Here is an 11443-nt window from a genome sequence, read left to right as displayed (position 1 = left end):
AAATGGATCAATAACCGGAACATCCCAAGTTTTGCACAGTCTTTCGTAAGAAGCGGAAATTCTGCGGCAATGACTGCTCCAAAACGAGTTGGAGATACACCATTTGGCCAGTGGTTGCAGAAGTTTGCTGCTGAAGGTGGAGGAAGTAGAGAAACCATAAGTAGTATAACTGTTCGTGCAATGGAATTTGAAGAAGGTCTTGAGGAACATTTGATTAGGGGAGAAGGAATTGGAAAAGGGAAAAAAGGAGTCATTGGGGCACATAACATGGATGAATTTTATCACACTTTAAAAGAAACGGGAATCAACATTAATGATTTGATCATTAGTAAAGAACAACACCCTAAATTCCCGGGATTATATAACATTAAATATAAGATTCCAGCCCTGACCTATGACAAGAGTGGGAATCTGGTTTCGTCCGGTCAATTTAAAGTGATAAAATTACCTAAAACTGTTTACGATCCTAAAGTTTATTTGGATCAGCAGATAATTCAATGGGGAAAAGAGGCAATGCGAGAAGGAATTGATGCAAATAGAATTAAACGTGGAGTTGTTGAAGGATATAGTAGAAACGGCATGAAGTTTGCAGGACGGTTAAGTGATAAAGGGAAAATAAAAATCTTTTATCCTGTATTCTAGAAAGGGTGAGAGAAATATATAACATCGAAGAAGATAATTTTAAAATTATGGAGTCAATGGAAGAAATTAATGATTTTATAGATATCTATTTTAGTATTGTTGGAGATTATCAATTTATAAATGCTTTAAATGAATTTAATAACAGAACAGGTTTTGGAATAGAGGATTTTTTAATTTTATTTTATCAAGATTTTGATGAATGGGAGAAATATCGATGTAAAGAAAACGAAGTTGCCTTATTGATGTATTATCCAGAACCCGATCAAGATAGAATTGCTTATTTGGATTTTCAGCAATTTTATCCGTATCTATATCAATATGGGCAAAAGTTTATCCGTAAACATCCAGAGAAAAAAGAAGAAGTAATCCGATTGTTAAAAGAAATTAAAGAGAGTTGGGGAGTTTAAGAAATGTATAAGATCTAACAAAACATTATTTTCGGACAGGGATGGTCCAATGCCCTTTTTTATATAAGTAAAGAGTAAGATTTTATCATTGTGGATAAGGGAAGCTGCGCAGAATGGTTTGGCTATGCCGCAGGGCAAATTGTCCTGGCTATTGTCGGAACAAAAGGAGTAGACAAAGCCGCAAAATCGGCCAGAGGAAGCAAAATTTTGAAAAGGAGCCGCCGTCTGACCGACCGCCTGCCCGCACCAGTGCAAAAGTTTTTCAGCAAAGAACGGTTGGAGAAACATGGCTGAGTCCTACTTGCGCGGGCAGAAAATCAACTGGAAAAACACCCTCATCACCGGCGCAACAGGTATTTCCTTGTTGGGGATGGGCTTCTTTGGCTCTCCCAAGATTGTAAAATTCATCAAGAAGATTGATATTGATTGCTCCTTTGCTTCCCATCACTCCACCGACAGCTACCTGGCAGCCATGCTGATGCCGAAATTGGATTGTGATTTCTCTTATGATAAGGATGGGGGAGCAGGGATAGCCAAACCAAAGCGAATAGAAAAGTTTTGACTAGCTTTGATGAAGTTGCTGATTATATTGAGAGATACGGGAAACTGCCAGATAACTTTATTACAAGGTCGGAAGCGAGAAAATTAGGTTGGGATCCAAAAAAGGGAATCTAGACCAAGTTGCTAAAGGGAAAAGTATAGGGGGGATGTCTTTAAAAATAGAGAGGGGCTATTACCTGAAGCGTCAGGGAGAATTTGGTATGAAGCTGATATCAATTATAAATCGGGATATCGGGGAAGTGACAGGATACTTTTTTCAAATGATGGTTTAATATATAAGACAACAGGTATATAAGACAACAGGGGCGGGAAACCGTCCCTATCCATAAAAAACCTCTGGGAGTGAGCATCCATGCACCATCTGGTGGTGGAAACCCCGCTGCCATGGGCATACACAAGACCTAACAGAAGCCGGAGTTTATACGCAGGAACAGGTGGATGGCGACCCAACCTATTACAACGACGGGGAAACCACCAAAGCGGTACCCGTCGAAAAAGTGCAACCCTTGGCACAGGAGGAGAAGAATCCTTGGGGGGAACCAATCAAGGCGGTATCCGGGGAACACCTGGAGGAGTTGAAAGAGTAGCGGGGAGCGTGTCTCCCCGTTTTTCTATCAATGGAACCCTTCTAAAATAAGAAGAAAACGGCCTGCAAGGCAAAAGGAGAGGAAAACCGATGAAAATTGAACCATGACAACGTGTCAAAGTCCAAATGCCTGAGTCGTTAGCCGATGACAAAGGATGGGTACCAATCGTGAGTGGTTGGGGGCAAAAAGCCATGGAATTAACGCCAGCGAACCATTCCAACGCTGTCTGGCTACCACTTAGTCAAATCGAAGTAGAAGTGTTAGACCGTGTCAGCCTGCAGGACTTTGAAGTTTTCGGAACCTGTGAGATTTGCGAAGAAGACAAGTATTGTGTATTGAGGGATTACGTGTATCAGCAGAGGGTGGAGTTTTATTTGACCTTGTTGGATGAAATGAGGGAGATTGCTTGGTATCTCATTGATTTCGATGATCTTAAGGTGAAAAAGAATGGGTTCTTTAACTTGGATTCCGTTCACTCATTATATTTCCTAAAATGGAAATTGCCACAGTAGACTAAATTAACGGAAAATATTATAAAATGAAGTATATAATTTCAGGATAATCTTTTTAATCTTCTGAGAGGAGCTTCAACAGACGGATATGGGGAAAGTTCCCAGGCATTTTATGATTCTTTTTTCATTGGTATGGGTTGGCATGAATTGCTTGTTTCCTGCAGAAGTTTTTGCCGACAGAGGCTTTCAGGTTCCGGAGATACAAGAAGATTTCGGGCAGTATGACCGGATCCCTGAACCTCAAGAGAATACAGAGTTGATCCAGCAAAATACACAGGAAGAAACCGGAACCTGGGACTGGATCACTGAACCCGTAGCTCAGGGTTGGAAGTGGGCGGAGGAAAAGATTGCTGCCGCCTGGAATTGGATGAAAGAAACGGCATCAGATGCCTGGGATGGGATTGTCGGTGTCATCTCCAGGATCGCTGATGTCGTCGTGGATGCCCTTTCGGCTGCATGGAACTGGATCCTGGAGCATAAGGAAATCGTGATTACGATCTTAAGTATTCTTGGTGTCATTATAGCTGTGATTGGATTTGTCATTGAGGCCCCTCTTGCATTGATTGTTGGCGCAGGGATCTTGTTGGGTGAGCTCATCAGCGGATTTATATCGTTGATTTCAGGAAATGAGTTATTTAGTGATGAGATGTTGCTTGATATGTTGATTGGAGGCATTGCAGGAGGAATTTCCGCCCTGTTTGGCTGGGCAGCGGGTGCAGGGGCTGCCGGGAGCAGCGTGGTTCGTTGGCTGGGTACCAGGATCCCCTGGCTGGGAAGAATCTTTCCGAAAATGTTCGGTGGCGGCGTAGGAGCAGGAGTCGATCAAAGCTTGTGGGATCTATTAAGGAACGGGAAAATCAATTGGAAGAGAACTGTTATCGCCGCTGGTTTAGGTTTTGTCCTTGTCTTTGGCGGGGAATATGTTGGCAGCCATTTGGACGATATTATCAAATGGATCAATAACCGGAACATCCCAAGTTTTGCACAGTCTTTCGTAAGAAGCGGAAATTCTGCGGCAATGACTGCTCCAAAACGAGTTGGAGATACACCATTTGGCCAGTGGTTGCAGAAGTTTGCTGCTGAAGGTGGAGGTAGTGGTTCATCGACATTAACAATCAAAGCTACAATAAAGGCAGTTGATGGAAAAGAATATCTATTGTTTGGAGATAATCCAGTAGCAAAATATAAAAAAGGGAATTTAAGCAGAATAAATACGGATATGGCTGGTGGAAGAGAAAGAGCAAGGAAAGTTTTCAAGCAGTTGGCAAAAGGTCGGCAGATCCAGTGGGACAAACCAAAAAAAGATTGGGCAAGAGTTGAAGATGAGAAAGGAGAATTGATTTTACAATTTAGAACCAAAAATGACGGTAGTACAAACATTGACGTAAAAATAAATGGAGTATACGAGGATATTCATTTTAAACCTTAGCGGGGTGAGATCAGATTGGAATATAAAGTTTTCGATTTAAAGATAAATAAAGAGATGGTAAAAGAACTAAATAATGCAAATAAAATTGAAATCTATTTGTTCCAAGCTACTAAAAATAAAGTATACCAAGATACTTATTCATGTACCGAAGTTTATTTAAAAGTAGGTAAAAGTCAATTTTTCCGGATAGAAGGAATTGCAGAGAATTATGGATCATATTATGACGAAGTATTTAGTATTATCCTACAGAGAGGTTGGTTCAAATTTGATGGATACGAAGAAATGGAAGATTCAACCAATTTATATCTGTATGATGTTTTTATGAAGAATGATGCTGCCTGCATTGAAGTAAAAAGTTCATCAGAAACATTTGAAAACAAGTATAAAGTAGAGGCTGATCAAGGTCTCTTATTTAGACGTAAAAACCAGTCCATTTTTATTGGTCTGGATGATTTCCCTTTTAATATTATTGTAACGAAAGATAAAGAATATATTAAGGAACTGGAAAAGTGGTGGGACTGATTTAGTTTAGATCGAAATTCAGATAATGACATCAATTCCTCCCTCTATAAATTAAAGATTTCTCATTCATTCTCTTGTTTTCTCCATGTTTGAAAATGAAGTCCGTAGCAAGTAAGGATATACATTGAATAAATGTATTAAAAAGAGTGGAACTATCCAAATAAGGGCTACGCCCTATTTGTAAAAATATGTGAGCGCTAGTGGAACTCCACAATGACCAAGAAGTTTCCCCTCCCATGTCTCACAGGATCAATGTCCCTACATTCCTTCGTCCTACCTTCCTTGGGGTGGAGGCTGAATAAGCTCCTAGTCAGGGTCTATGCCCAAATGGAATCAATTAGCTCAGCTTCTCCGCGCTTCATCCTTTTGAAGAAAACAAGAAAAGTGAAGTTAAGCTACTTTCTGTAATTGAGCCTGTTACAAAGCTTCTTGTAGCTTTGCAGGATCATAGGGGATTTGTTTACGTCCGAGTACGAACAAAATACGAATGAGCTTGCAACATAAAGCAATTAATGACTGCTTTCTATGCAATGGGTTGTTTGTACGCTTTGTAAAATAAGCATGAGGAGCTTTAAACTCTGGGTTTTTGGCTACAAGTGACAAAGCACATCGAAACAGTAATGCTCGTAAGCGTGGCAGACCTCTATTCGTGATTCGTGTTCTGCCCTTGCGCTTACCTGAGCTATTTTCGTTCAGACTCAACCCTGCTAACTTTTGGATTTGACGGGAATGTTCATAACGTTGGAGGTCTCCGACCTCCGACAGAAAACTTGCAACAGTGATAAATCCTACACCAGGAATCGTTAGCATTTGTGCTGATCCTGGGATTGGATTACAGAGACTGTTTCTAATGGTTGGAAGTTGGAAGAAAAGATTTCCGCCGCAAAGGAATGGACAAAAGAAACAGCCTCCGCTTTTTGGGAAGGGATTGAAAAAATCCTGGCCCTGCTCACTTCCGTAGTCATTGTCGTCGGCCACTTCTTCAAGGGGTTTGGCAAACTGTTTGTGGATACGGTAACTGGAATCTGGGACATGTTGACGAACCCGATCGACAGCTTCATGGGCATCATCCATGCCGTCACGCATCCTGTTGAAACGGGAAAAGCGATTTGGCAAGCCATTTCCGAATCATGGATGAGAGATGTTGTTCATGGAGATTCCAAGAGCCGCGCGGAATGGTTTGGCTATGCCGCAGGAGAATTTGTCCTGGCTATTGTCGGAACAAAAGGAGTAGACAAAGCCGCAAAATTGGCCAGAGGAAGCAAAGTCGCGCAAAGTAGACGCCGCCGTCTGACCGACCGCTTGCCCGCACCGGTGCAAAAGTTAAGATTCTGTAAATTAAAGAGAAAGAACCGGATTGAAGGAAAGTCAATCCGGTTTTTTTAGAATGGGAATGATATTTTGCTGTAAATTTGCGGCAAAAGCTTGGCAGAATTTCAAACAGTTGATTTATAATACCATTTTCATTGGCAGGACGATGCAAAAACGTGGCAGATTCCCTCTTGTACGGGAAGAAAATCAACAGGAAAAACGCCCTGATCCGCTGCAACTACGGCTCACGTGCATCTTTTGTTTTCCCCCAAGTCGATTATTTTGCCTTAACTTGGATTAATATGAGCATATGAACCTTATCTATTTTACTCTCCGATTGCTTGCAAATTCCTTGATATAGAGGCTGATTCTTTATATTGTGGTTGAATTACAAATTCTTTAAATCCGGTTTATGATTCTTCTTCAATAAAGGTTTGTCTACTTTTCCCAATGCATTGCGCGGCAGGTCATCCACAAAAATCACATCGACGAGATTGTGCTTGGGCAGTTGTGAATAGACATGGGCAAATACCTTTTCCCGTGCAAGATCGCTTTCCGGCGCCGGCACAACAAAAGCACAGGGGATTTCTCCCCATTTTTCGTGATGGAGGCCAACCAGGGCGGCATCGGCAACTTCCTCCATCTGTTTGATGACTCCTTCCACCTTGCTTGGGAAAATGGCTCCCACTCCGCCAAAGAAAATCACATCCTTGTAGCGGTCGACAATGTGGACATACTCGTTTTTATCCATATAGCCGGCATCTCCGGTGAGAAACCATTCCTGATATTTGGCTTTTTTTGTTTCGACAGGATCATGCCAATATTCCTTGAATACCATGGGGCCCTTGAAGGCAATCTCGCCGATTTTCCCGGCAGGAAGCATTTCTCTTGTCTCACGGTCAAAAATTGCCACATCAAAAAGATATGGCCGTCCGGCGGAGTTTGCGTGCTCCATGCCCATCACCGGACTCCAGTAGCAGCCGGCTCCCGCGCTTTCCGTTGCGCCATAGATAATCGAAATACGGAAGCCCAGTTGCTCGTAATCCTCAATCAGCGAACGGGGAACAAGCGAACCGCCCGTCTGGATTTCGGTCAGGGAAGTCAGCACATACTCCGATTTATAGATCATCGGCAAAATCAGTCTCAGGAATTGCGGAGGAACAAACATGATATTGATTTTTTCCCGTTCAATCGTTTCCAGCAGAATATGGGGAGTCAATTCTGGCATAAAAATTACGGTAAACCCGATCATGCTTTGGAAGGTGAGAATGGATATGGATGAAATGTGCCCCAGCATGGTCGGAATCAATACGCGTTGGGTAAACCGGTAACAACCGGTCAGGCCGTTGTTTAATCCGGATGCATGCAAATTGGCATGGGTCAACACGACACCTTTGGGTTTTCCCGTGGTTCCCGATGTATAGGCGATTATCGCAAGGTCTTCCGAAGTTACATCTGCTTCGGGGTATGTAGTTGGCAGAGCAGCCAGATTTTTGGCAAACTCGGGTTCCAGATCCACCTGATGCGAAGATTGTACCAAACGGGTCTGTTCCGGCACTTGCAGCGAATAGACAAGATCTGTGAAACTCTCATCATAAAAGAGGATTTTCGGTTCCACGTCTGAAATCACGTCATTCAGCAAATCTTGTGTCCAACGCCAGTTCAGCGTGACAACTACGGCTCCGATTTTCAGCGTCCCCATAAGGAGCAGCGGATACGTGATGTTTGTCTCAGGAATGATTGCTACCCGGTCGCCTTTTTTGATTCCCAGTGACAAAAGATAGTGGGCGACCTGGTTGGACAGTTTATCGTATTCTTCGTACGTCAATCTCCGTCTGGGGCCGACAATGGCTTCCAACCGTTTGTACTGTCTGGCCCGCTTGTGCAGGATTTGTCCCAGAGGCAGATCAAAAAAATTCATTACTGTTGACCTCCTAAAAAATGAATAATCAACTTTGTATTATATATCTATAATTTATAATATTATAAGAAAAATATGTTGATTTTTTATAAATTAAATGGATTATTTGTTGTGTTATCAAGTAGAAGTTATTTTTGAAAAAAATCAACTTTGATTATTTTCCCGTCTGTGTACATGGCTGCCTGTTGTTAAAGCAAGCTGAGACAGATCAGGGAACCGAATCTTTAATTGTTAAATCTGAGAAACTGAGCCGGACAGTCCCACCCGGGAAAAAAGGTTCCTGCTGCACCGGCTGGCTTGAATGTGTCCCGTTTTTTACATTTTTTATCAAGTGGTTTACAATATATTTACGGCATATTCATTTGGTTTTTTTAGCTGGAACCGTTGTCATTGATAGAATTTTGTTTTTCTCCAACATATATAAATGAACTTGTCGCTAAATTTAAGAAAGTTTTTTCAAGCAGAGTGATATCAATGCTGCTACAAAGGGAAGCGATCGATGGAGGGGAAAGTGGTCCAAACTGTCCAAGCGTGAGCAGGTGAAGAGCCCGCCATGAATCTACCGCTGGAGCGTTCCTGTTTTTTCCCTGCAAGGTGAAAATTAAAAATTATCTTCTTGAATGTTTCCCTATAGTCCGAACTATGGTGAACTGTTTTGCAATCAGGAATAAAGGAGGCAATGAAGATGCGGATGATCGATCTGATTGAGAAAAAGAGAGACGGGCAATCCCTGACAGAAGAAGAAATTCGTTTTTTGATCAAAGGTTATACCGAAGGAGATATTCCTGATTACCAAATGGCATCATTTTTGATGGCGGTTTACTTTCAGGGGATGTCACCGGAAGAGACAGCCCAATTGACAATGGAAATGGTCAAATCCGGCGAGCAGATTGACTTGTCGACCATCAAAGGGATTAAAGTGGACAAGCACAGTACCGGAGGTGTCGGCGACACGACGACCCTGGTACTGGCACCGCTCGTTGCCGCGGTTGGTGTTCCGGTAGCCAAAATGTCCGGGCGGGGCCTGGGGCACACCGGAGGTACAATTGATAAACTGGAGTCGATTCCCGGCTTTCATGTGGAAGTGGACAATAAAGAATTTATTCGTCTGGTAAATGAAAACAGGATCGCGGTGATCGGCCAGTCCGGCAATCTGACTCCCGCTGACAAAAAGCTATATGCTTTGCGTGATGTGACCGGGACGGTAAATTCGATTCCGCTTATTGCCAGCTCTGTTATGAGCAAGAAAATTGCTTCGGGTTCAGACGCGATTGTGCTGGATGTGAAGCTGGGTGCCGGAGCATTCATGAAAAATATTGATGATGCGCGCAGGCTGGCAGAAGAGATGGTTGAGATCGGCAAGCGTGTGGGCAGAAAGGTCATGGCAGTCATTTCCGACATGAGCCAGCCGCTTGGCTATGCCGTTGGCAATGCGCTGGAGGTAAAAGAGGCGATTGATACCTTGAAAGGGGAAGGCCCGGCTGATTTGAAAGAACTTTGCCTTACGCTGGGCAGCCATATGATCTGCCTCGCCGGAAAAGCCCAAACGCCTGCGGAAGCCCGGAACATGCTGGAGGAAGTGATTGAAAGCGGAAAAGCGCTGGAAAAATTCAAACAGTTTTTGCGAGCCCAGGGCGGAGACGATTCTTGTGCCGATCATCCGGAAAAGCTGTTAACCGCAGGGTATGTGATGGAAGTGGAAGCAAAAGAGGATGGAATCGTGTCGGCAATTACCGCCAATCAAATTGGAACGGCAGCCATGATGCTGGGGGCAGGACGCGCGACGAAAGAGTCAGAGATCGATTTGGCAGTCGGTCTGGTATTAAACAAGAAAATCGGCGATCCGGTGAAAAAAGGCGAATCCCTTGTGACGATTTACAGCAATCGGGAATCGGTATCTGATGTAACTGGAAAAATTTACAATGCGTTTACCATCTCCCGGGAACCGGTGCAGGTGCCTGTATTGGTTTATGATGTAATTACTGCCGGCAACAAGTAACTATAGAGGAGGAAAAAAGAATGGAAAAAGAAAAACTGGCGAAAATGATTGACCATACATTGTTAAAGCCGGATGCAACCAGGGATGAGATCGTGCAACTGGCCGAGGAAGCCAGGAAATACGGATTTGCTTCCGTTTGTGTAAACCCGGCCCGGGTTGCTGACGTTTATGAGATTTTAAAGGATACCAATATCAAGGTATGTACTGCGATCGGTTTTCCGCTGGGTGCGACCACACCGGAGATCAAAGCGGCGGAGACCAGAAACGCGATTGAAAACGGGGCCACGGAAGTGGATATGGTGATCAATATCGGTGCCTTGAAAGATGGGCAGGATGAGTTGGTTGAACAGGATATACGCGCCGTCACAGAAGCGGCAAAAGGTAAAGCGCTGACCAAGGTTATTATCGAAACCTGTTTGCTTACCGATGAGGAAAAAGTCCGCGCCTGTGAAATTGCGGCCAGGGCCGGAGCAGATTTTGTCAAGACTTCGACCGGATTTTCAACAGGTGGAGCAACGGTGGAAGATGTGGCATTGATGCGCAAAACAGTTGGAGACAAATTGGGAGTAAAAGCATCGGGCGGCGTTCGCAGCCTTGAAAATATGATAAGAATGATCGAAGCCGGGGCGACTCGAATCGGGACAAGCTCAGGGGTTAAAATCATGGAAGCAAAACAGTGAGACATCCTGTCAGGGAAAGGATGGGGTGAATGAACCGTGATCAGTTGATCATGGAAGCCAAAAAGGGACGGAAGCATGCCTATGTCCCCTATTCCAGATTTAAAGTCGGTGCCGCGCTGCTGACCAAAGACGGAAAAGTAATCCACGGAGCCAATATTGAAAATGCATCATACGGTCTGACCAATTGTGCCGAGCGGACAGCTGTCTTTAAGGCAGTATCGGAAAATGAACATTCCTTTTCCGCGATCGCCATCGTTGCGGATACGAAAGATCCTGTTTCTCCCTGCGGGGCTTGCCGGCAGGTTCTCGCTGAATTCTGCGATCCCGATATGCCGGTTTATCTGTCCAATCTTAAAGGGGATGTGCGGGAAACTACCGTCGGGCAGTTGTTACCCTACGCATTCAGCGACAGAGATTTATAGAAGGATGGTCTGCGGGCTTTATAAGCAGGAAAGGAAGGCGATTTCCGGGATTTTTCTGCCCCTTGAATCGCCTTCCATGATATGAACGGCCATTACAGGAAACAAACTGCGGGTTTATTTTAATATAAACCGGGCAGGGAGTAATTGTTGACAAAGTTTGAGAAATCGATGTTTAAGCCATGGGTGTCACAGGTTGTTGCAAAGCGGAAGCGAACAATTTTACGGAAAAACGTGCGAAACGGTTTGAGCCAAGCGTGGTGCGTCATGGAGCGCTTTAAGCCCCTTCCTGCAAGGTGGAGACGGAACAGGTTCCTGAAAATCGCAAAGTTTATGCAGATTAAATATAAAATTATGCATTATTTTCATATAGTTATTGACACAAAATTTTGTTTTTTCTAATATTAAGAAGAACACTTTTTTAATCGCTGTTTTTGAGATCCTCCACGAAGT

General features: G+C 43.6%; 13 protein-coding genes and 2 pseudogenes. 13 read left to right on the top strand and 2 right to left on the bottom strand.

All coding sequences use genetic code 11. The annotated features are described in order from the left end of the window. From H2C83_RS02615 to H2C83_RS02575, 9 genes and pseudogenes are all read left to right on the top strand, one after another. Positions 1-642 (top strand): CdiA family toxin C-terminal domain-containing protein (locus tag H2C83_RS02615; protein WP_220183963.1); only part of this gene is annotated, 642 nt, incomplete at its 5' end. A gap of 5 nt (positions 643-647) precedes the next feature. Next, positions 648-1049 carry a ribonuclease toxin immunity protein CdiI gene (cdiI, locus tag H2C83_RS02610; RefSeq protein ID WP_181737466.1) on the top strand — a complete coding sequence of 134 codons (402 nt, stop codon included), beginning with the start codon at positions 648-650 and terminating at the stop codon, positions 1047-1049. A 90-nt stretch (positions 1050-1139) separates the two neighbouring features. Next, the gene (locus H2C83_RS02605) at positions 1140-1343 is read left to right on the top strand and encodes a hypothetical protein (RefSeq protein ID WP_181737464.1); all 204 of its coding nucleotides are present in this window, start codon (positions 1140-1142) and stop codon (positions 1341-1343) included. Next, positions 1336-1611: a hypothetical protein gene (locus H2C83_RS02600; RefSeq protein ID WP_181737463.1), complete on the top strand. Its 276-nt coding sequence runs from the start codon at positions 1336-1338 to the stop codon at positions 1609-1611. Before H2C83_RS02605 ends, H2C83_RS02600 begins: the two co-directional genes overlap by 8 nt. Next, positions 1611-1905, top strand: a pseudogene (locus H2C83_RS02595) (ribonuclease domain-containing protein); the annotation flags it as partial. The gene H2C83_RS02600 and the pseudogene H2C83_RS02595, both read left to right, overlap by 1 nt. Positions 1906-2044: 139 nt before the next feature. Beyond that, a complete protein-coding gene (locus H2C83_RS02590; protein ID WP_181737461.1) occupies positions 2045-2197 on the top strand; it encodes a hypothetical protein in 153 nt (50 codons plus the stop codon). A gap of 167 nt (positions 2198-2364) precedes the next feature. Then, complete coding sequence (locus H2C83_RS02585) at positions 2365-2709, top strand: hypothetical protein (protein WP_181737459.1); 345 nt, start codon at positions 2365-2367, stop codon at positions 2707-2709. Positions 2710-2797: 88 nt separating this feature from the next. Next, complete coding sequence (locus tag H2C83_RS02580) at positions 2798-4138, top strand: phage tail family protein (RefSeq protein WP_181737457.1); 1341 nt, start codon at positions 2798-2800, stop codon at positions 4136-4138. Between the two features lie 15 nt (positions 4139-4153). Next, complete coding sequence (locus tag H2C83_RS02575) at positions 4154-4660, top strand: hypothetical protein (protein WP_181737455.1); 507 nt, start codon at positions 4154-4156, stop codon at positions 4658-4660. 417 nt (positions 4661-5077) lie between these two features. Here the strand turns inward: H2C83_RS02575 and H2C83_RS02570 are convergent. Beyond that, a pseudogene (locus H2C83_RS02570) lies at positions 5078-5494 on the bottom strand (transposase); the annotation flags it as partial. A 27-nt stretch (positions 5495-5521) separates the two neighbouring features. On the opposite strand from H2C83_RS02570, the gene H2C83_RS02565 reads away from it, so the two are divergent. Beyond that, on the top strand, positions 5522-6046 hold the full coding sequence (locus tag H2C83_RS02565; protein WP_181737451.1) for a hypothetical protein: 525 nt from the start codon (positions 5522-5524) through the stop codon (positions 6044-6046). Positions 6047-6359: 313 nt separating this feature from the next. Here H2C83_RS02565 and H2C83_RS02560 read toward each other — a convergent pair whose 3' ends face one another. Next, positions 6360-7892, bottom strand: coding sequence for a class I adenylate-forming enzyme family protein (locus tag H2C83_RS02560; protein WP_181737450.1), 1533 nt, complete (start codon positions 7890-7892; stop codon positions 6360-6362). A gap of 685 nt (positions 7893-8577) precedes the next feature. Between H2C83_RS02560 and H2C83_RS02555 the strand changes: the two genes are divergently transcribed. From H2C83_RS02555 to H2C83_RS02545, 3 genes are read left to right on the top strand one after another with little or no spacing between them, the layout of a single operon-like run. Next, complete coding sequence (locus H2C83_RS02555; RefSeq protein ID WP_181737448.1) at positions 8578-9891, top strand: pyrimidine-nucleoside phosphorylase; 1314 nt, start codon at positions 8578-8580, stop codon at positions 9889-9891. Positions 9892-9911: 20 nt separating this feature from the next. Continuing rightward, positions 9912-10571, top strand: a complete 660-nt coding sequence (gene deoC, locus H2C83_RS02550) for a deoxyribose-phosphate aldolase (protein WP_181737446.1) — start codon at positions 9912-9914, stop codon at positions 10569-10571. Between the two features lie 29 nt (positions 10572-10600). Further along, a complete protein-coding gene (locus H2C83_RS02545; RefSeq protein WP_181737444.1) occupies positions 10601-10993 on the top strand; it encodes a cytidine deaminase in 393 nt (130 codons plus the stop codon). Positions 10994-11443: the final 450 nt, after the last annotated feature.

The organism is Thermoactinomyces mirandus, assembly GCF_013868055.1.
Lineage (GTDB): Bacteria > Bacillota > Bacilli > Thermoactinomycetales > Thermoactinomycetaceae > Thermoactinomyces > Thermoactinomyces mirandus.
This window is presented reverse-complemented; position numbering and strand designations above follow the sequence as displayed.

What these genes read in the sequence shown, in the direction of transcription:
- H2C83_RS02600 (WP_181737463.1), top strand. Translation starts at nt 1,336, where the DNA reads ATGGCTGAGTCCTACTTGCGCGGGCAGAAAATCAACTGGAAAAACACC.
- H2C83_RS02580 (WP_181737457.1), top strand. Translation starts at nt 2,798, where the DNA reads ATGGGGAAAGTTCCCAGGCATTTTATGATTCTTTTTTCATTGGTATGG.
- H2C83_RS02560 (WP_181737450.1), bottom strand. Translation starts at nt 7,892, where the DNA reads ATGAATTTTTTTGATCTGCCTCTGGGACAAATCCTGCACAAGCGGGCC.
- H2C83_RS02555 (WP_181737448.1), top strand. Translation starts at nt 8,578, where the DNA reads ATGCGGATGATCGATCTGATTGAGAAAAAGAGAGACGGGCAATCCCTG.
- deoC (WP_181737446.1), top strand. Translation starts at nt 9,912, where the DNA reads ATGGAAAAAGAAAAACTGGCGAAAATGATTGACCATACATTGTTAAAG.
- H2C83_RS02545 (WP_181737444.1), top strand. Translation starts at nt 10,601, where the DNA reads ATGAACCGTGATCAGTTGATCATGGAAGCCAAAAAGGGACGGAAGCAT.